Source organism: Streptomyces shaanxiensis (assembly GCF_039537145.1).
Lineage (GTDB): Bacteria > Actinomycetota > Actinomycetes > Streptomycetales > Streptomycetaceae > Streptomyces > Streptomyces shaanxiensis.
This window is the reverse complement of record NZ_BAAAZY010000007.1, coordinates 366,649-392,969: the sequence shown is the minus strand read 5'-3', so window position 1 is coordinate 392,969 and position 26,321 is coordinate 366,649. Positions and strand designations below refer to the sequence as shown.

22 protein-coding genes are annotated in these 26,321 nt (G+C 69.0%); 11 read left to right on the top strand and 11 right to left on the bottom strand.

Features of this window, described 5'->3' with window-relative positions:
- Positions 1–165: 165 nt before the first annotated feature.
- Positions 166–1,176, top strand: coding sequence for an aldo/keto reductase (locus ABD932_RS10925; RefSeq protein ID WP_345011176.1), 1,011 nt, complete (start codon positions 166–168; stop codon positions 1,174–1,176).
- Between the two features lie 25 nt (positions 1,177–1,201).
- Positions 1,202–1,798, top strand: a complete 597-nt coding sequence (locus tag ABD932_RS10920; protein ID WP_345011174.1) for a TetR/AcrR family transcriptional regulator — start codon at positions 1,202–1,204, stop codon at positions 1,796–1,798.
- A gap of 12 nt (positions 1,799–1,810) precedes the next feature.
- Here ABD932_RS10920 and ABD932_RS10915 read toward each other — a convergent pair whose 3' ends face one another.
- The 3 genes from ABD932_RS10915 to ABD932_RS10905 form a co-directional block, all read right to left on the bottom strand.
- Positions 1,811–2,446 carry a GNAT family N-acetyltransferase gene (locus ABD932_RS10915; RefSeq protein ID WP_345011172.1) on the bottom strand — a complete coding sequence of 212 codons (636 nt, stop codon included), beginning with the start codon at positions 2,444–2,446 and terminating at the stop codon, positions 1,811–1,813.
- Positions 2,443–2,661 carry a hypothetical protein gene (locus ABD932_RS10910; RefSeq protein ID WP_031477043.1) on the bottom strand — a complete coding sequence of 73 codons (219 nt, stop codon included), beginning with the start codon at positions 2,659–2,661 and terminating at the stop codon, positions 2,443–2,445. The genes ABD932_RS10915 and ABD932_RS10910 overlap by 4 nt, the downstream gene beginning before the upstream one ends.
- A gap of 164 nt (positions 2,662–2,825) precedes the next feature.
- Positions 2,826–4,253, bottom strand: coding sequence for an MFS transporter (locus ABD932_RS10905; RefSeq protein WP_345011167.1), 1,428 nt, complete (start codon positions 4,251–4,253; stop codon positions 2,826–2,828).
- A gap of 110 nt (positions 4,254–4,363) precedes the next feature.
- Here ABD932_RS10905 and ABD932_RS10900 point away from each other — a divergent pair, with 110 nt between their 5' ends.
- Entirely contained in the window at positions 4,364–5,260 is an 897-nt protein-coding gene (locus tag ABD932_RS10900; protein WP_425587448.1) for a helix-turn-helix transcriptional regulator, read from the top strand.
- A gap of 67 nt (positions 5,261–5,327) precedes the next feature.
- On the opposite strand, the gene ABD932_RS10895 is transcribed toward ABD932_RS10900, so the two are convergent.
- Positions 5,328–6,773, bottom strand: a complete 1,446-nt coding sequence (locus ABD932_RS10895) for an MFS transporter (protein ID WP_345011163.1) — start codon at positions 6,771–6,773, stop codon at positions 5,328–5,330.
- A 70-nt stretch (positions 6,774–6,843) separates the two neighbouring features.
- Between ABD932_RS10895 and dusB the strand changes: the two genes are divergently transcribed.
- Complete coding sequence (gene dusB / locus ABD932_RS10890) at positions 6,844–8,016, top strand: tRNA dihydrouridine synthase DusB (RefSeq protein ID WP_425587437.1); 1,173 nt, start codon at positions 6,844–6,846, stop codon at positions 8,014–8,016.
- A 394-nt stretch (positions 8,017–8,410) separates the two neighbouring features.
- Here the strand turns inward: dusB and ABD932_RS10885 are convergent, their stop codons facing one another.
- The 3 genes from ABD932_RS10885 to ABD932_RS10875 all read right to left on the bottom strand — a co-directional run bounded on the left by ABD932_RS10885 (position 8,411) and on the right by ABD932_RS10875 (position 13,814).
- Entirely contained in the window at positions 8,411–10,264 is a 1,854-nt protein-coding gene (locus ABD932_RS10885) for an alkaline phosphatase family protein (protein ID WP_425587436.1), read from the bottom strand.
- A gap of 209 nt (positions 10,265–10,473) precedes the next feature.
- Positions 10,474–12,411, bottom strand: coding sequence for an amylo-alpha-1,6-glucosidase (locus ABD932_RS10880; RefSeq protein WP_345011159.1), 1,938 nt, complete (start codon positions 12,409–12,411; stop codon positions 10,474–10,476).
- On the bottom strand, positions 12,408–13,814 hold the full coding sequence (locus tag ABD932_RS10875; protein WP_425587435.1) for an MGH1-like glycoside hydrolase domain-containing protein: 1,407 nt from the start codon (positions 13,812–13,814) through the stop codon (positions 12,408–12,410). Before ABD932_RS10875 ends, ABD932_RS10880 begins: the two co-directional genes overlap by 4 nt.
- A gap of 120 nt (positions 13,815–13,934) precedes the next feature.
- Between ABD932_RS10875 and ABD932_RS10870 the strand changes: the two genes are divergently transcribed.
- From ABD932_RS10870 to ABD932_RS10840, 7 genes are all read left to right on the top strand, one after another.
- Positions 13,935–15,164, top strand: coding sequence for an ROK family protein (locus ABD932_RS10870; RefSeq protein WP_345011155.1), 1,230 nt, complete (start codon positions 13,935–13,937; stop codon positions 15,162–15,164).
- A gap of 406 nt (positions 15,165–15,570) precedes the next feature.
- Positions 15,571–18,291 (top strand): pyruvate, phosphate dikinase, encoded by a 2,721-nt coding sequence (gene ppdK / locus ABD932_RS10865; RefSeq protein ID WP_345011153.1) that lies wholly within the window; start codon positions 15,571–15,573, stop codon positions 18,289–18,291.
- Between the two features lie 740 nt (positions 18,292–19,031).
- Positions 19,032–19,361 carry a DUF6083 domain-containing protein gene (locus ABD932_RS10860; protein WP_345011151.1) on the top strand — a complete coding sequence of 110 codons (330 nt, stop codon included), beginning with the start codon at positions 19,032–19,034 and terminating at the stop codon, positions 19,359–19,361.
- 187 nt (positions 19,362–19,548) lie between these two features.
- The gene (locus ABD932_RS10855) at positions 19,549–19,758 is read left to right on the top strand and encodes a hypothetical protein (RefSeq protein ID WP_345011149.1); all 210 of its coding nucleotides are present in this window, start codon (positions 19,549–19,551) and stop codon (positions 19,756–19,758) included.
- On the top strand, positions 19,748–20,425 hold the full coding sequence (locus ABD932_RS10850) for a hypothetical protein (RefSeq protein ID WP_345011147.1): 678 nt from the start codon (positions 19,748–19,750) through the stop codon (positions 20,423–20,425). The genes ABD932_RS10855 and ABD932_RS10850 overlap by 11 nt, the downstream gene beginning before the upstream one ends.
- Positions 20,426–21,263: 838 nt before the next feature.
- Positions 21,264–21,539 carry a hypothetical protein gene (locus tag ABD932_RS10845; RefSeq protein WP_345011145.1) on the top strand — a complete coding sequence of 92 codons (276 nt, stop codon included), beginning with the start codon at positions 21,264–21,266 and terminating at the stop codon, positions 21,537–21,539.
- Between the two features lie 458 nt (positions 21,540–21,997).
- Positions 21,998–23,674, top strand: coding sequence for an HNH endonuclease (locus ABD932_RS10840; RefSeq protein ID WP_345011143.1), 1,677 nt, complete (start codon positions 21,998–22,000; stop codon positions 23,672–23,674).
- Positions 23,675–23,769: 95 nt separating this feature from the next.
- On the opposite strand, the gene ABD932_RS10835 is transcribed toward ABD932_RS10840, so the two are convergent.
- The 4 genes from ABD932_RS10835 to ABD932_RS10820 all read right to left on the bottom strand — a co-directional run bounded on the left by ABD932_RS10835 (position 23,770) and on the right by ABD932_RS10820 (position 26,097).
- Positions 23,770–24,504, bottom strand: coding sequence for a hypothetical protein (locus tag ABD932_RS10835; RefSeq protein ID WP_345011141.1), 735 nt, complete (start codon positions 24,502–24,504; stop codon positions 23,770–23,772).
- Positions 24,505–24,511: 7 nt separating this feature from the next.
- On the bottom strand, positions 24,512–25,123 hold the full coding sequence (locus tag ABD932_RS10830) for a sigma-70 family RNA polymerase sigma factor (RefSeq protein ID WP_345011139.1): 612 nt from the start codon (positions 25,121–25,123) through the stop codon (positions 24,512–24,514).
- Positions 25,120–25,317, bottom strand: coding sequence for a hypothetical protein (locus ABD932_RS10825; RefSeq protein WP_345011137.1), 198 nt, complete (start codon positions 25,315–25,317; stop codon positions 25,120–25,122). Before ABD932_RS10825 ends, ABD932_RS10830 begins: the two co-directional genes overlap by 4 nt.
- A 453-nt stretch (positions 25,318–25,770) precedes the next feature.
- On the bottom strand, positions 25,771–26,097 hold the full coding sequence (locus ABD932_RS10820) for a DUF6233 domain-containing protein (protein WP_345011135.1): 327 nt from the start codon (positions 26,095–26,097) through the stop codon (positions 25,771–25,773).
- Between the last annotated feature and the right edge of the window lie 224 nt (positions 26,098–26,321).

The window sequence follows — 26,321 nt, the reverse complement described above, 5'->3', positions numbered from 1 at the left end:
GGGGGTGCGGTGAGGTGTCGTAGGGCTGAGATGCCGTAGGGCTGAGATGTCGTAGGCATGACAGTGCTCGTGGTCCAGACCTCTCGTCAATAGGTCTGGACCATGCTGGCAACTATGGAATGACAGATATTGAAATCTGTCATCTGTCATGTGAGAGTGGGGGGCATGACGATGCATACGCGCACACTCGGAACCACCGGCCCCGGGGTCTTCGCCCTCGGTCTCGGCTGCATGGGCATGTCCGGCATGTACGGCGAGGCGGACCGCGCCGCCTCCGTCGCCACCATCCACGCCGCCCTGGAAGCCGGCGTGACCCTGCTCGACACCGGCGACTTCTACGGCATGGGCCACAACGAACTGCTGATCAACGAGGCGCTGCGCACCGCCCCGGCCGCCCTGCGCGAGAACGCGCTGGTCAGCGTCAAGTTCGGCGCCCTGCGCGGCCCCGGCGGCGACTGGTACGGCTTCGACGGGCGCCCGGCCGCCGTGAAGACCTTCGCCGCGTACTCCCTCCAGCGCCTCGGCGTCGACCACATCGACGTCTACCGCCCCGCCCGGCTCGACCCGGACGTGCCGATCGAGGAGACCGTCGGCGCGATCGCGGAACTGGTCGAGGAGGGGTACGTCCGCCACATCGGGCTCAGCGAGGTCGGCGCGGACACCATCCGCCGGGCCGCCGCCACCGCCCCGATCGCCGACCTCCAGATCGAGTACGCGCTCATCTCCCGCGGCCCCGAGCGGGAGATCCTGCCCACCCTGCGCGAGCTGGGCATCGCCGTCACCGCGTACGGCGTGCTCTCCCGCGGGCTGATCTCGGGCCATGTCACGCCCGGCCAGGAATACGCGGCGGCCGACTTCCGCGCCCACTCACCCCGCTTCCAGGGCGAGAACCTCCGGCACAACCTCACCCTGGTCGAATCCCTGCGCAAGATCGCCGAACAGAAGGGCGTCTCCGTCGCCCAGATCGCCATCGCCTGGGTGCTGTCCCGCGGCGAGGACATCGTGCCGCTGGTCGGCGCCCGCACCCGTGAGCGGCTCGGCGAGGCACTGGGCGCCCTGGACGTGACCCTGGACGCGGCCGACCTCGCCACCGTCGAGGCCGCCGTACCGGCGGACGCGGCGGCCGGCGAGCGGTACGCCCCCACGCAGATGGCCATGCTCGACAGCGAACGCTGATCGCGGTGCCGGGTACCGTCTAGGCATGCCTCCGACCAGCGAAACCCTGACCGCCGAGCGCATCCTCGCCACCACCGAGGAGGTGCTGCGCCGCCACGGACCGGCCAAGGCCACCGTGGTCGACGTGGCCCGCGCGCTCGGCGTCAGCCATGGCAGCGTCTACCGCCACTTCCGGACGAAGGCGGAGCTGCGGGGGGCGGTGACGAAGCGCTGGCTGGACCGTACGACCCAGGTGCTGGCCGGCATCGCCGCGGATGGGGAGCGGGACCCGGAGGCCCGGGTGCGCGAGTGGTTCGCGGCCCTGTTCGCCGCCAAGCGGCACAAGGCGGGCGGCGACCCCGAGCTCTTCGCCACGTACCAGGTGCTGGTCGGCGATCAGGGCGAGGTGGTCGGCCAGCACATCGCCGAACTCACCGGCCAGCTCACCGACATCGTGCGCGCCGGCGTCGACGCGGGCGTCTTCACCGCCCAGGACCCGGCCACCGCGGCCCGCGCCCTCTTCCAGGCCACGGGCCGCTTCCACGACCCCGGCTACGCCCAGGAATGGCAACAGCCTGGCGTGGAGGGGGAGTTCGAGGCGGTCATGGATCTGCTCGTGCGGGGGCTGCGGGCCCGGGACTGAGGGACTGGGCCGTCAGAGCGTGTCCAGCTCCTGTGTCGTGCGGCCGAGGTACGTGACCGGGCCCGGGTCCGGAACGTCGATCTCGTGGAAGCCGAGGCGGTCGTAGAAGGCTCTCGCCGGGGTGTTGGCCGTGACCATGGAGAGGTGGACGGCCGGGACGCCCTGGTCCTGGAGGGCGCGCAGGAGCCTGCGTATCAGGGCGCGGCCGTGGCCCTGGCCCTGCCAGGCGGGCAGCAGGTCGATGTGGAGGTGGGCCGGGTAGGCGGCGACCTCGGGGACGAGCATGCGTTCCGGGTGGTGGAGGAGGCGGATCATCTCCTCGTCCGGGGTGCTCGGTGGGCCCGGCGGCTCGGGGTAGCGGGGGGCCGCCAGGGGCAGCCACTTGGTGCGGAAGGCCTCGACGAAGCGGGGGGTGTCCGCGGTGCCGAGGATGTAGCCGACCGCCCGGCCCGTTCCCCCATTGCCTCCGTCGTCCAGGACGAAGGACAGGTCCGGTTCCAGCGTGACGTACGGCAGCGCGAACGTCGTCGGGAAGATGCCGGGGTCCTGGTAGTGCGGTCGGCTGTCGCCGCCCTCGTGGGCCGTGCGGACGCAGATGTCCTCGACGGCCTCGCGGTCCTCGGGGCGGTACCGACGGATGCGCGTCATCGGTCCGACTGCGCCTCCGTCGGGTCCACCGTCGCCTGGTGTGCCTCCGCCAGATGTTCCTCCGCCTTCAGCCACGGCAGGAACTGCGCGCCCTTGCGCCAACCGCACGTGTCACATCTGACCGTGCGTTGCGCGCCCCTGCGCAGTACTTGTACGACGTGCTCCCGTCCGTGCTGGTCCCAGCGGCTCACCTTGCTCGTGTTGATCTCCAGCATGACGCCTCCAGCGTCCGAGGACATCGAGTCTGCGTGCGCGGCCCCGATCGGCCGTGCGCAGCAAGGAGTGTGCAGCAAGACCAACATCAACAGGGACACTTCCCCGGCGAGTTGACCAACCTGTGGCCACACCCTCACATGTCCGCCGGACGAGCACAGGTCCGTCAGCCGATCGTGCGCGGCAGACGCAGGCTGAGCAGCCCCGTCAGCGCCACTCCGGCCAACTGGACCAGGAGCGTGGTCACCAGGGCGTCGCGCATGCCCAGCCCGGGGACCAGGGAGAGGAAGAGCGTGCCCAGCGTCGCCACGCCCAGGGCCAGGGACGACTGCTGGGTCGTGATCATCACCCCGCTGCCCACGCCCGCCCGCGCCGTCGGCACCTCGGAGAGCACGATCCGGAAGACGACGGGGAGTTGGAGTGCCTGGCCCGCGCCCGCGACGGCCGCACCGGGGAGCAGCTCGACGAGGCCGAGGTCCGGCCAGGAGTACCAGGCGGCCAGCGCCATCAGAGCCACGCCCACCCCCTGGATGGCCGCACCGGCGGTCACGACCCGGGTGCCGTAGCGGGCAACCAGCCGCGGACCGGCCAGCGAGACGAAGAAGAACACCACCGCCATGGGAGCGAGGGCCAGTCCCGCCGCGACCGGGCCCCGCCCCGCGCCCTGCTGCAGTGCCACCGCGATCACGAACATGAAGCCGCTGAAGCCGATCGAGAACGGCACGATCAACGCCAGGCCGCGCCGCAGGGACGTGAGGGCGAACAGGCTCGGCGGAACCAGTGGCGTACGGCCCTGGCGGTCCGCCCTGCGCTCCACCGCGTAGAACGCCGCCGCCACGAGGGGGAACGCCGCCAGCGACAGCCACGTCCACAGCGGCCAGCCCGCCGCCCGGCCCTCGGTGAGCGGGGCCAGGAGCGTGAGGAGGGCGGCGGCGAGCAGGACCGTGCCGGGTCCGTCCACCGGTTCCGGGTGCTGCGAGCGGGTCTCCGGGACCGCGCGGGCGGCCAGGAAGAGGCCGACGAGGACGACGGGGACGTTCACCAGGAACACCGAGCGCCAGCCTGTGCCCGCGATGTCGGCCGCGACCAGGACGCCGCCGAGGATCTGCCCGGCGACCATGGACAGCCCGGCCGTGGCGCCGTACAGCCCCATGGCCTTGGCGCGGCGCTGACCGCTGGTCGCCGCCTGGATCGTGGCGAGCACCTGCGGCAGCATCGCCGCCGACGCCGCGCCCTGCGCGACCCGCGCCGCGACGAGCGCCCACGCGCTGGGCGCGAGCCCGCACGCCAGCGAGGTCAGCCCGAAGGCCGCCATGCCGCCCAGGAAGAGCCGCCGCCGGCCGAACAGGTCGCCGAGCCGCCCGCCGAGGACGAGGAGGACGGCGTACGCCAACCCGTAACCCGCGACGACGAGTTCGAGCATGGTCTCGCTCGCCGCGAGGTCGTGGCCGATCGTGGGCAGGGCGACGTTGACGATGAAGAAGTCGATGAGGGGGAGTGCCGCCGCGAGCAGCACCGTGAAGAGGCCGAGGCCGCCGAGCGAGGGTGGTGCGGCGGCGGCCGGGGCCTTGTGCGAAGTGATGGTTTCGGTCACGGTTACGAGGCTGCCGCCGCTCCGAGACTGGTACCAGAGTGTCCTTATCCTGGTAGCAGAACCACCTGGAAACAGGGTCCGGGCGGGGGCAGGCTGGAGGCATGACGAGCATGGCCGAGCAGACGCGGACGCAGACACCGCCCGAAGCCCCACCCGCTACGGCCGCCTCCGCGATCCGGCGCCACGAGCTCGCCGCGTTCCTGCGCCACCGCCGCGAGCACATCGCCCCCGAGCAGGTCGGACTGCCCCGCGGCCGCCGACGCCGTACGCCCGGCCTGCGCCGCGAGGAGGTCGCCCAGCTCTCCGCGGTCGGCGTCACCTGGTACACCTGGCTGGAACAGGCCCGCGACATCCAGGTCTCCGTGCAGGTCCTCGACGCCCTCGCCCGCACGCTGATGCTGGACCCCAGCGAGCGGACCCACCTCTTCCAGCTCGCCGGCGCGGTCGACCCGACACCGGCGACGACCTGCCCCTCGGTCATCCCGGCCCTGCGGGCGGTACTGGAGCAACTGGAGCCGTACCCGGCCTGCCTGCAGAACAGCCGGTACGACATCCTCGCCTACAACCGCACGTACGGCCTCCTGCTGTGCGACCTGGACGCGCTGCCGCCCGAGGACCGCAACTGCATGATCCTGTCGTACACGCACGACGAGTGGCGTTCGTCGATCGTGCACCTGGAGGCGACCCAGCGCCTCATGGCCGCCCGCTTCCGCGCCGCGATGGCCGGCCACCTCGGCGAACCCGCCTGGAAGATGCTCCTCAAGCGCCTGCGCACGGAGTCCCCCGAGTTCTGCGAGGCATGGGACCGCCATGAGGTGGTGGCGCACCGGAGCAAGCGGAAGGAGTTCATCAACCGGTACGTGGGGCGGTTGGTGGTCGACCACACGGATCTGTGGCTGAGTCCGGAGGTGGGGCCGCGGATGGTGACGTATGTGCCGGTGGACGAGGAGTCGAGGGAACGTCTGAAGAAGCTGCACGAAATCGCCCTTGAAGGGGCGCGGGGCTGAGTGGACATGGGGCTCCGCCGCGTGGGCGCGACCAGCCCCCACCGGTCGGCGGCCGGTAGTCGCCGAACTACGCGCTGACCCGAGACGCCTCGCGCACCTCGGCCGACTCCAGCTTCTCAGCCGTCCGCTCGGCAGTACGACGTGCCCACGCCCCGCTGGTCACCAACCCCACGACCAGCACCGCAAGCCCGCACCCGGCGACAATCCACCAGGCCGGCCGAGCGGCATCGACGAACGCGCTCCGATACGACGCCGCCCCCACGCCGGAGGCCAGCACCGCACCGACGACCGCCACGCCCAGCGTCTGTCCCAACTGCCGGCTGGTCGAGGCGACGGCGGCCGCGACTCCCGCCTGCGCGCGCGGCATGCCGGACACCGCCGTGTTCGTGATCGGCGCGTTGACGAAGCCGAAGCCGAGCCCGAACAGGACGTATCCGAGGACCAGCGTCGCGTTCCTGGTCTCCGCCTCGAAGGCCGCGAACAGCACTCCGGACGTCGTCATCGCCACCCCCGCGATCAGCAGCGGCAGCCGAGGCCCCCGGTTGCCGACCACCCGTCCCGCGAGCGGCGCGCAGACGAAGCACAGCGCGGCCATCGGCAGCATCCACAGGCCCGCGTGCAGCGCGTCCAGCCCGCGTACGTTCTGCAGGTACAGCGTCGACAGGAACAGGAAGCCACCGAGCGCCGCGAACGCGCTGATCGCGATCACCGTGGCTCCGCTGAACGGTGCCGAGCGGAAGAACCGCAGGTCGATGAGGGGCTCGGCGCGGCGGGGCTCGTAGACGAGGAGGGCGGTCAGTGCGGTCAGGGCGATGCCGCCGAAGAGAAGGAGCTCGGGGGCCGGCGCGGTGGGTGCCTCGATGATCGCGTACGTCAGTGAGCCGAACAGGGCGATGACCAGCATCTGTCCGATCGGGTCGGGGCGGCGTGGCTTCGCGGCGCGGGACTCCGGGACGTAGCGGAGGGTGAGGAGCAGTGCCGCCAGCCCGACCGGGAGGTTGACCCAGAAGATCGACCGCCAGCCGACCGAGTCCACCAGTAGTCCGCCGACCAGCGGGCCCGCGGCCATGGAGATGCCGACGACCGCGCCCCACACGCCTATCGCCCGGGCCCGCTCCCGCGGGTCCGTGAAGGTGTTGGTGATGATCGACATCGCGACCGGGTTGAGCATCGAGCCGCCCACCGCCTGCACCATCCGGAACGCGATCAGGGCGTCGAGGTTCGGTGCGAGGGAGCACAGGGCCGAGCCGATGGTGAAGACGACCAGGCCCGCCATGAAGACGCGCTTGCGGCCGATACGGTCCGCGGTGGAACCGGCCAGCATCAGCAGCGAGGCGAGGACGAGGGTGTACGCGTCGATGGTCCACTGCAGGCCCGACGTGCTCGCGTCGAGGTCGCGCTGGAGGGCGGGCAGGGCGACGTTGAGCACCGTGTTGTCGAGGCTCACGATCAGCAGGCTCATGCAGCAGATCGCGAGGACCAGCAGGCGGCGGCGAGGGCTGAGCTGCGGCATCCTTGAATAGTACGCCTAACTAATGAATTTCGCCGCAGTGCGTCCGGTACGTGAGAATGGGGGAATGCCCATGACCGCCTCGCCCGTCGCCGCTCCCCTGGAGATCGGCCCGCACACCGTCCAGCCGCCCGTCGTCCTGGCCCCGATGGCCGGGATCACGAACGCGCCCTTCCGCACGCTGTGCAGGGAGTTCAGCGGTGGCAAGGGGTTGTTCGTCAGCGAGATGATCACAACGCGGGCTCTGGTCGAGCGCAACGAGAAGACCATGCAGCTGATCCACTTCGACGCGACCGAGACGCCGCGCTCGATCCAGCTGTACGGCGTCGACCCGGCCACCGTCGGCAAAGCCGTCCGCATGATCGCGGAGGAGGGGCTGGCCGACCACATCGACCTGAACTTCGGGTGCCCGGTGCCGAAGGTGACCCGGAAGGGTGGGGGATCGGCGCTGCCGTTCAAGCGGAATCTGCTGCGGGCGATTCTGCGGGAGGCGGTCAGCGGGGCGGGGGATCTGCCCGTCACGATGAAGATGCGCAAGGGCATCGACGACGATCACATCACCTACCTCGACGCCGGGCGGATCGCGGTGGAGGAGGGCGTGACGGCCATCGCGCTGCACGGCCGTACGGCCGCCCAGCACTACGGCGGTACGGCCGACTGGGACGCCATCGCGCGGCTCAAGGAGCATGTGCCGGAGATTCCCGTGCTCGGGAACGGTGACATCTGGTCGGCCGAGGACGCCGTGCGGATGGTGCGGGAGACCGGGTGCGACGGGGTGGTGGTCGGGCGGGGGTGCCTGGGGCGGCCTTGGCTGTTCTCGGACCTGGTCGCGGCCTTCGAGGGGCGGGAGGACGCCCGTGCCGGAGGCACTGATGGATGCAGTGCGCGTCCTTCGCTGCGGGAGGTCGCCGACGTCATGGTGCGGCATGCCACGCTGCTCGGTGAGTGGATCGGGGACGAGGCGCGCGGGGTCATCGACTTCCGCAAGCATGTGGCGTGGTACCTGAAGGGCTTCGCGGTCGGCTCCGAGATGCGCAAGCGGCTGGCGATCACGTCGTCGCTGGAGGAACTGCGGGGCGGGCTGGACGAGTTGGACCTCGACCAGCCGTGGCCGGTGGGCGCCGACGGGCCCCGTGGTCGTACGTCCGGTAACAACCGGGTGGTGCTGCCGGAGGGGTGGCTGAAGGATCCGTATGACTGTGCGGGTGTGAGCGAGGACGCGGAGCTGGATACCTCCGGCGGTTGAGGGTGGGGTGCCTGCGGCGGCCTGTGCGGCCTTGGTGGGGTTCGCGTAGCGCCTGCGGGTGGGTTGTGGGTCGGGGCCGTGCCGGGGGGTGTCCGTCCTCGGACCGGCGGCTGGGCTTAGGCCGGGAGGTGCTGCGTGTTGACGCCGGCCACTGCGGGCGGACACCCCCCGGCACGTCCCCTTCCCGCCGTACGCGACCGCGGGCGCGTGGGGGACTCCGTCCCAGCCCCCACCCACCCCCTCAGCGGGCCGTCACCTCTGGACGCCGACCCAGGCAATGTCAGCCCGTCCGGCGTTTGAGGACGAGGCCCTTTCAGGGCCGAAGCGGGGGTCTGGGGGCGGCAGCCCCCAGGGACGGGACGGGTAGGGGCGGCGGGGGCGAGGGAACTCTGGGCTACTTCGACGGGCTGGGGGTCGAGCCGTACGCCGTCAGGAAGCGGTCTCGGAAGGAGCTCATCTTCCAGACCGGGGTCTGGGGGCCCGGCTGGAGGCCGTCCGTCCAGTTCCAGTCGGCGATCTTGTCCAGCATCTCGGGGTCCTTGGCGACGATCGAGATCGGGACGTCCCTGCTGGCCTTCGTGCCGCTGACCCGGGACATCGGCTGGTGGTCGCCGAGGAAGACGAGGACGGTGTCGTCGGTGCCGTAGCGCTCCAGCCACTGGGTGAGGCTGGTGACGGAGTACGAGATCGACTTGCCGTACTCCTGCTTGGAGCGGGTGGAGTCGGAGATGATGTCCGCCGGTTTCGTGCCCGACTGTTGGATGGGCCTGAAGACCGAGCCGTCGCCCAGGTCGTCCCAGTCGACCATCTCGGGGATGGGGGCCCAGGGCTGGTGACTGGAGGTCAGGATGATCTCCGACATCAGGGGCTTGTCGCGCTTCTTGCCGTGGACCTGGCGCTGGAAGGCTTCGAGGGCGTACTGGTCGGGCATCGTCGACCAGCTGAACTTCGGTCCCTTGTAGCCGAGTTGGAAGGCGTTGTAGACCTTGTCGAGGCCGTAGTACCGCTGTTCCGGCCAGGCCTTCTGCACGCCGGGCATCACGCCGACCGTGTCCCACTCGCCGGTCTTCTGAAAGGCCTTGGTGAGGCTGAGGTGGTCGCTGGCCATGACGGTGCGGTAGCGCTGTTGGTTGTCGATCCACAGGCCGGAGAGTGTGGTGGAGTGGCCGAGCCAGCTGCTGCCGCCGTACGTCGCCGACGTCAGCCAGCCGCTCTTGGCGTGGAAGCCGGCGTCGGCCAGGGCCTCGGCGCTGGTGTCGAGGGTGTCGGTGACTCCGGGGGCGATCTCCGGGTCCTCCAGCGCGCTGCGGCCGTAGCTCTCGATGAACGTGAAGATGACGTCCTTGCCGCGCAGGTCCGGGACGAGCTGGTCGGGCGGTGTGTTGCCGAAGGTGTCGGCCTTCGCGTCCCTCGCGAACTGGGCCTCGTCGCGGAGGGTGTCCATCGCCCGGCGTGCGTGGACCTTGAGGACGCCGGCGGTGTGGTCCGCGGCGATCGGCACGCCGGCGACCTGGAGGCCGAACGCCGTGCAGGTGATCCAGACGGTGCCGGCGATGAGAGCGCCTCTGGACGCGTCCGCCTTGTGGCGGGCCAGGACGTCGGCGACTCGGACGGTGGCCAGGGCGACCGCGGCTATGAGGAGGACCACGAGGAGGATCACGCCGATCGTGAGGAGCGTGGTGGTCGTGCCGCCCAGGGAGTCCTTCAGGTACGACTGGGCGTCGTCGAGGAGTTCCCAGTCGAGGACGATGTTGAAGTGCCGGCCCAGGAATTCGTTGTAGCCGATGTCGAGGATGTTCAGGGCGGTCAGGGCGCCCAGGGCGGCGCCGGCCGTCGCCGCGACGATCAGGCGGGGGCGGCGCGGGAGGGTGAGGAGTACGGCGGCGCCGATGATGGCCTCGGCGGGGAGGCGTATGAACTCCGTTGCCTTGAGGTTGCCGAGGGTGTTCGGCATCTGCAGGCAGATGTGGATGAGGGCGGCGGCCAGGGCGGTGATCGTCCACGGGAGGTATGTGGTGCGCCAAGTGCGGGTGGTGGTCGGCGGCTGTTCGGCCTCGGCTTCGCCTTCGGGCGAGTCGTTCCCGTCCGCATCACCCGTGCGGCCATCGCCGGCGGCCGCGGGTTCGTCGTCGGTGGGTGCGGGTGTGTCCGTCGGCGGGTTCTCCGGGGCGGACTCGGTGACGGCGTCCTCGACGGGCAAGTCGTGCTTCTTACCGGGCAGTTGACGTAGGCGCGTGAAGACGGGCACCCGAAGGTCCTTCCGTGCGAGGCCCCTGGTGGAGTGGTGTGGCGGGCCTCGCTGGGGAGGCTGGGGGCCCGCCGTCATCCCGTACGGCCGGCCCCCGGCCGGTGTTCAGCCCCGGTGCCCCAGCGCTCGGCAAACGCTCGGCAAACGCCAGGCCAACAGGCCCGCCGGGGCCCCTACCCTTCTCCCGCGCCTCTCTCCCGCACCTCCTCCTACGCCCCTCCCACCGCTGTCAGCAGCGCCAACGGGGCCGCCGCCGAGCGGGATTCGCGGACGCAGGCGTGCGGGTACGGCACCGGCTCCGCGTGGGTGTCGCGGCCGTAGCCCGCGATGACCTCCGGCAGGCGGTGGCCGGTGGTCGTCGCCGCGTCGACCAGGGCGTGGGCGACCGTGCGGGCCTCGTCGTGCAGGCCGTAGCGGGCCAGGCCCAGGGTGATCAGGGCGTTGTCGTGCGGCCAGACCGAGCCCCGGTGGTAGGAGAGGGGGTGGAACGCCGGTTGGCCGGAGGCGAGGGTGCGTACGCCCCAGCCCGAGAAGAAGTCGGGTTCCAGCAGGCGGCGGCCCACCAGTTCGCCGTACTCCTTGTCCAGCAGGCCCGACCAGAGCAGATGCCCCGCGTCCGACGCGAGTGCGTTCACCTGGTTGCCGGCGCCGTCCAGTGCCAGGGCGGGGAAGGAGTGCTCCGGCATCCAGAAGTCCCGCTGGAATCGGTCCCGGAGGTCGCCGGCCGCCTGTTCCAGGAGGGCCGCGTAGGTCTCGTCCTGCCACACCGTGCGGGACAGCCAGGCCGTGCGGCGCAGGGCGTCGTACGCATAGCCCTGGGCGCCCGCCGCCATCACCGGTCCGGCGGGGCGGGTGCCGTCGGCGGAGCAGATGGCGCCGGGGGAGTCCTTCCAGTTCTGGTTGGCGAGGCCGCCCTGGTCGGCGCGGTAGACGAGGTAGCCGCGGGAGGTCAGGCCGCCGTGGTCCAGCATCCAGCCGATGGCCGCGCGGGCGTACGGCTCGAGGCGCCGCGCGAGGGTCGTGTCGCCGGTCTGCTCGACGTACGCGCCCAGCAGGATCAGGAACAGCGGCGTCGCGTCCACCGAGCCGTAGTAACGGCCGTACGGCACCTGCCCGAAGTGCGCCAGCTCGCCGTGCCGTACCTCGTGCACGATCTTGCCGGGCTGGGCGACCGACTCGGGGCCCGTCTCCGTCGCCTGGGTCGCGGCCAGCGCGGGGAGGGTCGCGGCGGCCAGCTGGGGGCGGTAGGGGAGGGCGAAGAGGGATGTGAGCAGGGCGTCGCGGCCCAGGAGGGTCAGGAACCAGGGCGCGCCGGCGGCCGGGACGCGGAGCTCCTCGCCCTCCGGGCCCGTCGCCGGGACCTGGAGCGCGGCCAGGTCGGCCAGGCCCCGGGCGCAGGCGGCGGCCAGCTCCGGCCAGCCGGTCGGGAAGGCCACGCCCTCCACGAACTCGCCCTCCTGGGAGAGGAGTTGTTCGGTCAGGGCGGCGGGGGAGCGCGGTACGCGCAGCGCCCGTTTGTCGCCGTGCGGGCGGGCCATCACCCGGAGGGTCAGTTCCGCCGTGCCGTGCGGTTCGAGGTCCAGGGTCCAGACGAGGCGGCGGGCTCCGGTGCCCGTCTCCTCGACGCCGTCGGGGGCGGGGTCGGCGGTCACGGTCGTGACCGACCGCCATTCGCCGCGCTGGTAGGTGAACTCCACGCCGTGGTCGAGGACCTGGCGGGAGCGGGTGGCGCCGGTCTTGGCGTAGGTGCGGTGGTCGGAGCGGAGCTCGAACTGGTCGGTGAAGTCGGCGTCGGCGGTGATTGCGAGGCGGACCGTCGTCGGCACCGGACGGTTGCTGGTCACCCGGAGCGATTCGATGAACGAGGCGTCCCCGACGGCCTGCTCGCGGAAGAACGTGTACGCGGGCGGTTCGTTGCGGCCGCCGCGCGGGACCAGGACGCAGCGGGCGGTGTCGCCGTCGGCCACCGGGCTGAGCGTCTCGGGAACCGCTCCGTCGATCGTGAGCTGCCAGCGGCTCAGGTGCCGGGCGTCACGTACGAATAACCCCTCCGGGGAGCTGACGCCCCGTACGCCGCTGATGTCCCCACGGTCTCCCACGGCGGCGAACGTGCCCCCGTACACGAGCAGATGATGGCGGTCCGTCATCCCCGGTTACCTCCCTTGAATCCCGTGATCGCAGTGGCTTCGGTGTCGCTGTGCAGCAGGTCGAGTGCGAGGGCGGCGGTCCAGCCGAAGCCGGTGGCTCCGCAGGCCTCGCCGGTGTACGGGTCGACGTACTCGGCGAAGTCGGAAGACTGCGCGATGTCCAGGAACGCCTCGCGCAGCGCGTCGGCCCGCTGGTGTTCCCCCTGTGTCCGCAGTCCCCGTTCCAGTAGCCAGCTCGTGTTGAACCAGGCCGGGCCGCGCCAGTAGCGGTGCGGGTCGAAGGCCTCGCCGAGGAGGTCGTACGACGGCACGAGGCGGGTCGAGTCGCCGAGGCCGAAGTGCTTGGACGTCGCCGTACGCACCAAGGCGGAGGAGATGTCCCGCGGCAGACCCGGCAGCAGGAGTGGGATCAGGCCGGAGACGCTGCGCTCGGGCACGAGTGCGCCGCCGCGCACGTCGCGGCAGAAGAACATCCCCTCCGCCGGGTCCCACATCCGCTCGATCAGCGCCGCCGTCAGCCGCTCGGCGCGTGCGTGCCGGGCCGTGCCCGTCGCCCCGAGCTCCCGTGCGATCCGGGCCAGCGCGTGCTCGGACGCGATGAGCAGGGCGTTGAAGGAGGGGTCCTCGACCGCGAAGTCCCCGGCCCCGTCGGCATAGCCGGCGTCCCGGTACTCCGTCGCCAGCCGCACGTACCGCCCGTAGTCCAGATCCGTCGGCCGGTCCTCGGCCGCCCCGTGGTCGAGGTCGGCGCGGCGGAAGGAGCGGGCCGGGGCCGGGGTGATGCGGGAGAGCGGGGCGTCCCAGCAGGGGCTGTTGTCCATACCCTGTTCCCAGGGGTGCACGACGGACGCGAGGCCGCCTGAGCCGAGGTCGCGCCGGTGCAGCAGATAGCGGTGCCAGGCGGCCAGGCGGGGATACATCCGGGTGAGGAAGCCGCGCGCCCGGGACAGCCCGGGGTCGGCGCGGTGCACCAGCCAGGCCGCCAGCGCGTGCACCGGTGGCTGCACGATGCCGGAGGTCTGTACGGTGCGCGGGGCGCCCGCAGCGCGCCCCGCGGTCGAGGAGCGCCAGAAGTCGGGGCTCGGGAAGTAGGCGTCGAGCGGCACGGAGGGGTTGAACACGATGTGCGGGATGCGCCCGTCACCCCACTGGGCGTCCAGCAGCGTCTCCAGCTCCGTCTGGGCCCGCAGCGGCGAGAGGTGCCTGAGGCCGATCGCGATGAACGCCGAGTCCCAGGACCACTGGTGCGGATACAGGCTGCGCGAGGGCACCGTCGAGGTGCCGGTCCAGTTGGCCTCCAGTACCCGGGCGGCCCTGACGTGCAGCGAATCCGCCACTGGGGGCGGATCGTATGCAATGTCACGCTCGGCGCGACGGGCTGTGAGCTGGGCAGTGCGATCCACTCGGGGCTCCCCGAAAGACGTCCGGCCGACCGGTTCGGTCATGGCTACCGTAGGGTTACGTCTATTTAACACGCAAAACTCAATATGTAATGCAGAGTTGAGAAACACAAGGGGGTGCGCATGACCGGTCAGCCGGGACGGACGGGCAGGGCGACCAGGAGCGGCAGTCAGGCGGGCGCCGGCGATCTGCTCGAACTCGTGCGCAGCGGGCGCGCCACCACGCGCGGCGCCCTCCAGCAGGCCACCGGACTCTCCCGTGCGACCGTCGGCCAGCGCCTCGACCGGCTCTTCCGCGCGGGCTGGCTGCGCGAGGGCGCCGGCGGTCCCGTGGGCTCCCCGCTGGGCGGCCGCCCCTCCATCACCCTGGAGTTCGACGGCGAGCACGCGGTCGTCCTCGCCGCCGACCTGGACACCCGGCACGCGCGCGCCGCGGTCCTGTCCCTGACCGGCGAGATCCTCGCCGAGCACGGTGGGGTGCTGGTCATCGAGGACGGGCCGGACGTGGTGCTGGGCGAGCTGGGGCGCTGGTTCGCCGAACTGCTGGAGAAGGCCGGGCGCCGGGCCGACGAGGTGGGCGGCATCGGGCTGGCGGTGCCGGGGCCGGTGGACAGCGAGACCGGCCGGGTGGTCCAGCCGCCGATCATGCCGGGCTGGGACGGCTACGACATAAGAGGCCGCCTCGCCGGGGCGTTCGGTGAGCACACGGGGGCCGCGCCGGTGCCGGTCCTCGTCGACAACGACGCCAACCTCATGGCGTACGGCGAACAGCGCACCGGATACCCGGACTGCTCGGCGTTCGTGCTGGTCAAGGTGTCGACCGGTATCGGCGCGGGGGTCGTGGTGGACGGCTCGGTGTTCCGGGGCGTCGACGGGGGCGCGGGCGACATCGGGCACATCCGGGTGGGCGCCGACGCGCTGTGCCGGTGTGGTTCGTACGGCTGCCTGGCCGCCGTCGCCAGTGGCGGTGCCGTGGCCCGGCGGCTGGCCGAGACCGGGGTTCCCGCGGCGTCGGGCTCAGATGTGCGGGACTTGCTGGCGTCCGGGCATCCGGGGGCGGCCGCGCTGGCCCGGGAAGCCGGGCGGCAGGTCGGGGACGTGCTGGCGACGGTCGTGACGCTGCTCAACCCCGGGGTGCTGATGATCGCCGGGGACCTGGCCGGGACGCCCTTCCTCACCGGCGTACGGGAGTTGCTGTACCAGCGGGCGCTGCCGCGCTCCACCGCTCATCTGGACGTCATGACGTCGCGGCTGGGGGAGCAGGCCGGGCTGGTGGGGGCCGGTGCGCTGGTCGTGGAGCATCTGTACGCGCCGGAGCGGGTGGAGGAACGGCTGCTGGCGCTCGGCGTGTAACCAGGACGTTTCGGCCAGGTCAGCCGTCCGCATGGTGGAAATTCCCTGGCTGTGGCAGCGTGATTCTCGCCACCCTTGATAAGGGTTGCGCTCAGATGAGCGGATCTTGAGCGGTTGCACTTCTCCAAGGGGTGGCACTCGGTGCCACCCCTTGATCGTTCATCGATCGAAATCAGACGTGCGGTAAGGGCGCTCATCTGAGCGAAAATCCGCACCTGTGGGCACCCTTGTGTTCAAGAAGTGAAAACATCCGGCCGTCAGCGCTTGCCAAGCTTTGACTTTCGATCCACTGGCGGACGGGTGGTTACAGGCGCATGACGCGTGAGTAGACGTACCCAGGCGCCTTCGATCTGGGTATGTTCCTCGCCGTCAGGGCAGCCACCGCGTCCTCGAGGGAGTCGAGACCGTGTCGGAAAACAAAGAACCCCACGTAGCGAAGTTCGTTTACGACTTCACCGAGGGAAACAAGGACCTCAAGGACCTCTTGGGTGGCAAGGGTGCCAACCTCGCCGAGATGACCAACCTGGGACTCCCGGTTCCCCCTGGCTTCACCATCACGACGGAAGCCTGCAAGGTCTACCTCGAAAGCGGTGAGGAGCCCGCGGCACTGCGTGACGAGGTGAGTGCGCACCTCGACGCTCTCGAGACCCGCATGGGCAAGAAGCTCGGCCAGCCCGACAACCCGCTCCTGGTCTCCGTCCGCTCCGGCGCCAAGTTCTCGATGCCCGGAATGATGGACACGGTCCTCAACATCGGGCTCTCCGACAAGTCCGTGAAGGGCCTCGCCGACCAGGCCGGCGACGAGCGGTTCGCCTGGGACTCCTACCGCCGCCTCATCCAGATGTTCGGCAAGACGGTCCTCGGCGTCGACGGCGAGCTCTTCGAGGACGCCCTCGACAAGGCCAAGGAGGTCAAGAAGGTCACGGTCGACACCGACCTCGAGGCCGCCGACCTCAAGAAGCTGGTCACCTCCTTCAAGAAGATCGTCAAGAAGGAGGCCGGCCGGGACTTCCCGCAGGACCCGCGCGAGCAGATGGACCTCGCCATCGAGGCGGTCTTCAACTCCTGGAACACCGACCGCGCCAAGCTGTACCGCCGCCAGGAGCGCATCCCGGGCGACCTCGGCACGGCCGTCAACGTCTGTTCCATGGTCTTCGGCAACCTGGGCCCCGACTCCGGCACGGGCGTCGCCTTCACCCGTGACCCCGCCTCCGGCCACCAGGGCGTCTACGGCGACTACCTGCAGAACGCCCAGGGCGAGGACGTGGTCGCGGGTATCCGCAACACCGTGCCGCTCGCGGAGCTGGAGACGATCGACAAGAAGTCGTACGACCAGCTGATGCAGATCATGGAGACGCTGGAGAACCACTACAAGGACCTCTGCGACATCGAGTTCACCATCGAGCGCGGTCAGCTGTGGATGCTCCAGACCCGCGTGGGCAAGCGCACGGCGGGCGCCGCCTTCCGGATCGCGACCCAGCTGGTGGACCAGGGCCTCATCGACGAGGCGGAGGCGCTGCAGCGCGTCAACGGCGCCCAGCTCGCCCAGCTGATGTTCCCGAAGTTCGACGACGAGGCGAAGGTCGAGCAGGTCGGCCGGGGCATCGCGGCCTCGCCGGGTGCGGCGGTCGGCAAGGCGGTCTTCGACTCCTACACCGCGGTGAAGTGGTCGCGCTCGGGCGAGAAGGTCATCCTGGTCCGCCGGGAGACCAACCCCGACGACCTGGACGGCATGATCGCCGCCGAGGGCATCCTGACGTCGCGCGGCGGCAAGACCTCCCACGCGGCCGTGGTCGCGCGCGGCATGGGCAAGACCTGTGTCTGCGGCGCCGAGGAGCTCGAGGTCGACACCAAGCGGCGCCGGATGACGGTGCCGGGCGGGCATGTGGTGGAGGAGGGCGACCTCATCTCCATCGACGGCTCCAGCGGCAAGGTGTACCTCGGTGAGGTGCCGGTCGTTCCGTCCCCCGTCGTGGAGTACTTCGAGGGCCGGATGCACGCGGGCGCCCAGGACGCCGACGAGCTGGTCGAGGCCGTGCACCGGATCATGGCGTTCGCCGACCGCAAGCGCCGACTGCGGGTGCGCGCCAACGCGGACAACGCCGAGGACGCGCTGCGCGCCCGTCGCTTCGGCGCGCAGGGCATCGGCCTGTGCCGTACCGAGCACATGTTCCTCGGTGACCGCCGTGAGCTGGTCGAGCGCCTCATCCTGGCGCACACGGAGGAGGAGCGCGAGGAGAGCCTGAAGGCGCTGCTCCCGCTCCAGAAGAAGGACTTCGTGGAGCTGTTCTCGGCGATGGACGGCCTGCCGGTGACGGTCCGTCTGCTGGACCCGCCGCTGCACGAGTTCCTGCCGGACATCACCGAGCTGTCGGTCCGCGTGGCGCTCGCCGAGTCCCGCCAGGAGCCGCACGAGAACGAGCTGCGGCTGCTCCAGGCGGTGCACCGCCTGCACGAGCAGAACCCGATGCTGGGCCTGCGCGGCGTACGCCTGGGCCTGGTCATCCCCGGCCTGTTCACGATGCAGGTCCGCGCCATCGCCGAGGCGGCAGCCGAGCGCAAGAACGCCAAGGGCGACCCGCGCGCCGAGATCATGATCCCGCTCGTCGGCACGGTCCAGGAGCTGGAGATCGTCCGCGAGGAGGCCGACCAGGTCATCGCGGAGGTCGAGGCGGCGACCGGTACGCAGCTGAAGCTGTCGATCGGCACGATGATCGAGCTCCCGCGCGCCGCCCTCACGGCCGGTCAGATCGCCGAGGCGGCGGAGTTCTTCTCCTTCGGCACGAACGACCTCACCCAGACCGTGTGGGGCTTCAGCCGGGACGACGTGGAGGCCTCGTTCTTCACGGCGTACCTGGAGAAGGGCATCTTCGGTGTCTCCCCGTTCGAGACGATCGACAAGGACGGCGTGGGCTCGCTCGTAGCGGCCGCGGCGAAGGCGGGCCGCGCGACCCGCCCCGACCTGAAGCTCGGCGTCTGCGGCGAGCACGGCGGTGACCCCGAGTCGGTGCACTTCTTCCACGAGGTCGGTCTCGACTACGTCTCCTGCTCGCCGTTCCGGATCCCGGTGGCGCGCCTGGAGGCGGGGCGCGCGGCGACGCAGTCGGAGGGCAGCGACCACCGCTAGGCCTACGGCCACCGAAACTCCGGAGTCGTCGCCTGTCCCCGACCCTCAAGACCGATGGGCGGCGACTCCGGTGCACCAAGGAGGGCGGCACCCGTGCGGGGGTGCCGCCCTCACCTGCATCATCTGGGGGAGACTGTCAAGGTACCTCGCTGACCAGGGAGAATGGCGTTTGCTGGCGTTGGTTGCCGTTGAACCTACGGGAAGCCGTTGTGCCCTCCTTGTGCCCTCCACATGCCGCTGGGTCCCGTCACCAGCCGTCACAACAGAGGCCTCACATTGCACATCTCAGCGGTACCGCTCCGGCTCGGTTCTGCTGGCGGACGTCCTGAGGACCCATCAAGTGTCGCGACGCGGATGGTGAACGGGCATGTGCACCTGATGGCGGCAGAGGATCCGGGTGCGGTGCGGACGTTGCAGTCGACGCCATAGCAACAGTCGACAGGGAGCCCGCGCACGCTCATGTTCACGTGGGGGCAGTGGGACGCGTTGCAAAAGTTCTTGGCTGCGGTCGAACAGGCGTGGCGGGTACAGAGGGCGGCAGTGTAGGTATCTCGGCCGTGGCCTGGTCGGCGGTGGTTGCTGGTTTAACCTGCCGGGCCGCCTCGCGTCCCGATTGCATCGCTGCGCCTCTGATGTCCAGTCCGGTTTGCGCCCTACTCGCGGGCCTGTTGGGTACGGACGCTGACTGTATGGGGGCAGATGGTGGGGTGCGCCGGTTAGAGGTCGGCCAGTATGCGTGTGTGTTCTGCGGGCTGCCGCAGGATCGGGTGGCGACGCTGGAGCAGGATTGGGTGTTGCTGGAGCCGGACGTGGAGGTGCTGGCGCATTTGGTGCCGGCGGAGCATCGGTGGATTGTTCTGTCGGATGGCCGGGTGGCGGTGTACGGAGTTTGTCCGCCTGAGGCGGATCAGCGGTGCCGTATTGAGCATCGGCTGGCGTGCGCCGAGCAGGGGCTCCCGGATTTGTGGCCGTGGTTGACGGCGCTTCGGGGGGAGAACGGGCGGCAGGCTGAGCGGTTGGCCACAGCCGAGGCTGAGGCGCGGGAGGTCGAACTGCCGGACGCTGGGTAGGGGCCCGCGCGTCGGGCCGGTTTGGTGCAGATGGGTCGAGTTTGGGTGCAGGTCACGCTGGAGTGGGAAGAATTGGGGCAGGTATGGTCTTTGGCTGGACAGCACTCAGTGGGCTGGGTCACAGTGTCAGACCCTTGGGGGACACTAACGTCATCGAGATAGCTACCGGGGGGTAGGGGCGATTCGGATGACCATTCAAGAGCAGCGGACTTCGGACCACGACGACGACGTGATCACTGAGGTGTCGGAGGCAGAGTTCCGGGAGGCCGCCTACGCGGCTTTGGACCGGCTCGGCCTGACCTACGCGCAGCTGCGTGACATGGCCCGCCGACGTGACTTCAGTTCGGCACAGGCCCAGTCGCTATGGGTGTCAATCGGCGGTGCACTTGATCTCTGACAGGCTTCGTGACCAGACGACTAGGTTCGCGAAGGAGATCCAGGCGCTCCTGAACTGCACCATTGCTCATCACGTTCAGGTAAAGGCGGTCGCACTCTCCAAGGGTGACGACCGCCTTTTCATGCTCGGCCACCTGCTCACCAAGAACACACTGACGGCCCAACGCTTCAAGCTGAAGCCGCGAGCCCCGAAGGCAGAGCTGTGGATGGATGTCAGCTTCCAGCTTCGCTTAGATGCAGAACGCGAACACCTCATGGTCCACAAGTCGTTCTTCGGTCTCTTTGGGGCGCAGGATGCCAAGCATGGCTTGTTCCACTACGACTATGAGCGGGACAAGGCGGACGGCTACCCGGACGCCCACTTGCAGGTTGACGCATCGTCTGAGCTGTTCACGACCCTCAATGACCCGAGGCGTGATGTTGGCCGGTCGCTGGCGCAGGTGCACTTCCCAGTAGGGGGCAAGCGGTTCCGGCCTTGCCTTGAGGACGTCATCGAGTTTCTGATCGTTGAACGCCTCGTGGATGCTAAGGATGGCTACGAGAAAGTCATCGAGGCTGGCCGTGAAGGCTTCCGCAAGAATCAGCTGATGGCGGCGATGCGCCGAGACCCCGCCACGGTGGAGGCATTTGTCGAACGCTACGGGCCGAAAAGGCTGAGGCGGGAATAGCAGCGCACACCAAGAGCACCCGCTCCGGGTGTTTGTTGCGCAGGAAGTCATGCGGCCCAGAAGCGGCCTCGCGTGGTCGACTTCCGAGCAGCCCTGGCAGACGCCCGAGCAGTCGTTATTGGTCGTCATTCGTCGCCCTGGGTCGTCCTTCGAAGGCCCACAGACGGCCCGAGCTGAGTCTGGAGCGTGGACTCGGCAGATGTACAGCGGGCCGACGGTCCGGCCTGTAGCAGGGCATTTCTCAACCCTCGGCATCTCCCGGGGACGTCTGGGGAAATCACGTCCCGAAACGATCACGAGGAGTGGGCTGGGCCAGCTCTTGGAGCCGGTCCTGCGGGCCGAGACACTTTGAGCCGTTGGGTCATAACGCAGGCGCGCACATGTTAGCTCTAGAGGGGCATGCCTCACCTGGCTACCACTTACCTGTCGGCGTCGCCTACGTGTCGAAGGCCACTCGGTGGCAAAGTACCGGATATTTCGCGAAGTACCGCGTCTCAGCCTGCATCCAGTCGAGCTGTTCTATCGCCTGGACGACCACGCAGTAGAGGAGTGTCCGCGCCTGGAGAGTCTGCGGAGGCTACTCCACCCACCAGGCGTCGAAGCCGTCCATCTGGAATCACACTGTCAATTCGGCACGTAATTGGTGAACGCAAGTAGCGAACGGATCACCCATAGGGGTGATGGTGGGGCCAAACGCGTTACATCTGCTTAGCGGGCATCGTTGTAGAAGGCAGGACGCAGTTCCAAGCGTCCTGCCACTGCGGCACCCTCATCCTTGATCTACTCCGGCCAAGAAGCGAGATGGGGTGAGGGTGCCGCGCGACAACAGAGGAGAGCCATGAAGACCACCTCTGCTGGCCTGCCGGGCAACCCGGCAGGCCGCGACCACCGCGTCGTCCGCGGTGGTCGCGCTCATTCCCCGATCGCTGATGCGGTTCTCGGGGTTGTGGGCGGCGCTGCCTGGTTCGAACAAGTTGTTTGTGAGGGCATCGGGCACTGGGAAGCCATTGCCCCCTCGGCATGCCTCACGGCAGCACTGTGTGTATCGCTGCGCGCACCACAGATTGTGCTGTGGGTGAAGGTCAAGATGCGTCGCATGATTCACGCGGCCTGACCTCCGTTCTGCCCGTTTGCATCCTTAGCCCGTTCTCCGCCATGGGGGACGGGCTAGGGGTGCTTCGCGTTTGGTTCGGTTACATCAGTTCAACGTAAGGCCTGGATGGCAGACACGGGAGTCCGATTGAATCACCCAGAAGGGTGAACGCCAGAAGTCGACATACAGCTTGGACGACTGTTGAGGGCCAGTTATGACGCGCCAATGATTGGCTCAGCGATGGCGAGAGAACGTCAACGACCTTGCATCGGCGTCCGATTGACCCGTCCTAGTGGCAAGTGCCCGCCCTGCAAAGTCGAGGCAAGGCCAGAGCCAACAAGCAACACGTCCGGCTGCACTTCACACGTGGGGGGAGGCGTAGCAGGATGCGGTGCATAACCTGCGAGGTCAGCCAATGACGATGTCCAGGCGAGGTGTGCCAGAGTCCGCTGTCAGTGCCCTGCTCTACGGTGTCGGCCATGGCACCGTCTGAGATCACTCGTGCAGGCATCCTGCAGGCGATAGCAGAGCACGACAGGCTTGGCCCGGAAGCGTTCCGGGACACCTACGGCTACCGCGCCGCGGCTACCTACGTCCTTGAACACGAGGGGAAGCTGTACGATTCGAAAGCGATAGCTGGCGTCGCCCACAAGTACGACTTCGGTGTAGCGCTCAAACCCTCTTCCCCTGGGCTCAGTGGTGGCCTCAAGCACGCAGTGGCTTGGTTGAGGAGAGAGGGCTTCACCGTCGTGGAGCTCCCCAAGTCCTTCCACCGGCGGGTGGGAGATGTCCGGCCAGCCCGTCGTGCGACAGGCCCTGCCCTGCACCGCCCCGTACTTCTCCTCTGGGCAATCGGGCAGGCCGTGGCCGGAGCCCCCCGCATGCAGCCATGGTCGGCCACTCGTGACGCCGTCGCTCCCCTCATGGAGAAGTACGGCCAGGTCGAAGACGGTGCGGACGGAACCCGTTACCCGTTCTGGGCCCTCACCCGCGATGAACTCTGGACCATTCAGCAGGGACAGGGACTTATCCTGACTAGCCGAGGGCGGCGCCCCACGCTGGAATCTCTGAACGAGGTCAACCCCTCTGGCGGCCTACGCGAGGACGATTACAACCTGCTCCGCTCGCACCCTGATGCCGCAGCCTCAGCGGCGGCAGGACTGATCCTCCGCTACTTCCACCCCCTTCCGACAGGCTTGTTGGAAGACTTCGGCCTCCACGAGCTGCTCGCCGGCAGGTGGCCCGATGCTCTGCGGCCTCTGCTCGGGGAGTCTTTCAAAGACCGAGAGGCCATCTGGCGCACCTACGGTGGACAGAAGATGGCAGGAATCGGCTGCCTCGCCGACGGCATCCTGAGCGTCTTCTCGGACGACAAGGGCCCCTACGCCGACGGACGCATTCCGGACACAAACTGGATTGCCTACGTCGGCGACGGGCTTTCTGGCGACCAGAAGCTCACTGATGGCAACGAGCTCATGGCCGAGCACCAGGCCACTGGCCGCCCACTGCGCTATTGGCACAAGCCGTTTCAGGGGCAGTTCAGCTTTGAAACGTGGGCCGTGATCGTGCAACGCCGGCTGCGCTGGGGCATCGGAGCTGACAAGCAGCCTCGCCGCGAGTTCCTCTGGGTGCTGGCGCCCGTCCCTTCCCCAGAGCGTGAGAGCTGGCCCCTAGAGGTTCTTGAAGCACTGGACACTGATACGGGCGAACTGCACGACGACACAGGCGACTACCGGCCCAGCGACCTCGATCCTGAAGCCTCCGGCACCGGAGAGAGTGACGAGGATGCGTACAGGCGCCTGACGCAGAAGGCGGAAGCGAACGCTAAGCGCCGGGGCCAGATGAAGAAGCCGACGCTGGCCGACAAGTACGTCCGCGACCCCAGCGCGAGAGCGGCGGTCATCAAGCGCTGCCAGAACAGGTGCGAAAGCCCTGAGTGCGCCGGCCACCCCACCGAGCGAACCACAGCCGGCCTACCGATCCTGCAGGTCGACCACGTCATGGATCTGGCCAAGGGGGGACCCGATGTCCCCTGGAACATGATTGCTCTGTGTCCGAACTGCCACGCCCTCAAGACCTACGGCGTCAATAGGCAGAAGCTTCGCCGTCTCCTCGCTTCCACCGCCCAGCGTCTCCACGCAGCGGCGCTTCGTTAGCGCCCACCTAGCCTCCCCCCTGAGCGCCAGTGGGGGAGGCTAGTCCTACGCACTCACTGCACTACAAGAACGGCGTGCAAGACCCCTGCGGGCTCTCAGTGGTTGGTGGTGACGAGGTCTTCGAGTTGGTGGGCGAGATCGGCATTCGGCTGGGGGATGATGCCGAGGCCGTCGATGCGGTCGACGTCCAGGTCCTCCACGGCGTCCTTGACGGCGTCTTCAGGGACAGCGGCCGCGTCGTCGGGTAGGTCGAGGAAAACGGTCAGGGCGCCATCGGGGCCGGCGGCGCTGGTGGTGGTGTCGACGACCTCGTGCGGTACGGGTGCGTATTGGCAGGGTTCGCGTTCCAGGGTTTCGATCTGCCTGGCCCAGTACTTTGCGTCGCGCCATTCTCCGCGGCGTAGGTGCATGAGGTAGAGGCAGATGGCGCCGGTGGCCTGGCCGCCGCCGGCGGCGAACTGGAGCCAGAATTGGGCGCCTTCTTCCCGATCGGCCAGGACCAGGAGGCTAGCGAAGGCTAGGGCGCCGCCAGGGTCGCGCGCGGTGTCGAAGCGGGCGATGCGGCGGGCGGCGTCGGTGTCATGGAGGATCCCCTGACACAGGGCGCGCAGTTCGTGTGCGGCACGCTCGTGCAGTAACAGCGGCTGGGCGTGCGGGCGCTGGGCCGTGCCAGTAGGTTCGGTGAGTGCCTGCATCCAGCGCAGTTCGCGCAGCTGTTCGCTGATGCGGCGGCGGGAGGCTTCCCGGTGGGAGGGGGTGTACGTCTCCTGGTCGACGACGCGTGCGCGTGCGAGAGCTTCGTTTAGGGTGCGCGGCTGCTGCGGGCGCATCGGGGTCTCACTCCTCATCGTCGGTGTCCTCACCGAGTTCCAGGCCCACGTCTGCGGCCAGGCGGCGCTTGGCGGCACGGCGGGTGGAGCGCACTGTGGCCTCGCAGACGCCCATGATCAGGGCAGTCTTCTTGGTGGGAAAGCCGAGGGCGAACTGCAGGACCATCACATCAAACTGGCGCTCCGGCAAGCGGGCCATTGCCGCATACAGGCCCATGCTGTCTTCGAGTTCGGTAACCTGCGCGCGGAATTCGTCGCGGAAGCTGTCCAGGATCGGATCGCAGGCCGCGCGTATCGCGCGTTCGAACGCCAGTGTCTCCAGGGCTGCCGCTGGTCGCCCCTGGGCTTCGAGTTCGGCGGCCACGCGCTCCTTGAGCAGGGTCCAGGCGAACGCTTCAGGCTTTTCCTGGGTGGTGACGTCCCGCCAGATGACGGCCAGGAACACAAAGGTCTGGTTGACCAGCCTGTCGGCGGCGATCTGGTTACCTAACTGCACGAAGGCGTACTCGAAGTAGGCCTGGTGGTAGAGCTCGTGGAACGCCCAGAAGGCCGGCGGCATCAGATCGCTGGAGTCCTGCAGTGCCTGCTCGCCCGTGTCGTCGGGAGGCTGTCCGGTCATCGGCTGCCTCCCGCCTCGTCCAGTTGCGCCGCGTCGGGGCGTACGGCCGGCTGGTGCTGGGCGATGAGGCTTTCCGCACCGAGGCGGACACCGGCGCGCAAAAGGCGCCGCATGCCGGCGCGGACGTCGGGCGCGAACGCCCTTGCCGCGGCGGCCGAGGCCAGCACGAGGCTGGCAACGTCGTCCAGTGTCACGGTGGATCCTTTGAATCTCGTGCAGCACCGGGTGCCTCCCCGCGTTCTGAACTACCGGCGCCTGGAGCCTCGTTGCTCCTGGACACCAGCAAACAACCTCTCCCCGCTGGTTCGTGCAGAGCACCCCACCACCACTTTTTAACGGAGAGTAGCTTTCCGTTTACAGCAAATCCGCACGCTTATTCGCACCATCCCCCGCCGCAATACGCCACCCTGCGCGCCACCCCCACCACCTGCGACGCTTTAGCAAGCGCCAACATCCGCCATGATTTGCGCAAACATGTCACAGTCGTGCAATTGCGCGACTGTGACCCAACTCACTTCACCCGCGTGAACCTGACACGCCCCCCGTCCGTGTCGCTCCCCTCTACGGCCAGCTCCCGCCATCGCCGGAGAGCGTCGCCAGGCTCATGCAGAAGCGAGGAAGGCGACGGGCGCGCAACGTTGGTCCGCCTAGTCCTTGGTGATCCCGAGGAGCTTGTCCGGTCGGCAGTGCTGGCAGGGGTGATTGAAGGATGAGTCCTTCACCAGCGCGTATCGGGCCTTGGCGGCATCGACGGTGGTGACGGGCTGGTGGATTTTGGCGCAGTCGGCGGCATGGATGGTGACCCCGACAGGCTTGCCTGCACGCCGGTCCTGCTCCGTGACATAGCCGCCCGTGGCCCGCACCTGCTCAGCAACCTGCTCAATCCTGTGCCGTGTGACCCGCAGCTGCCACGCGAGCCATTCCTCAAGGGCGCGCAACTTGGCGAGGCGCTCGGACGGCAGCATGTCGGACATGCGTTCGATTCTAGAGCGTGAGGCGACTGGTTGGCGCCCCGCCGTGACCCGGGCACGTCGATCGAACGTCCGTTCCACTCGGGCGGCTATCCTGCGGAGAGGTGACGAGTGTTCGTCACCCAGAACAGGACCCCCCGCGATGTCGACTCCCGCGCCCCCGATCTCAGAGCCGGACCCGTCCGCGCTGACCTGCCCCGGTGACCGTGTCGGTCAATGCGCTGGTT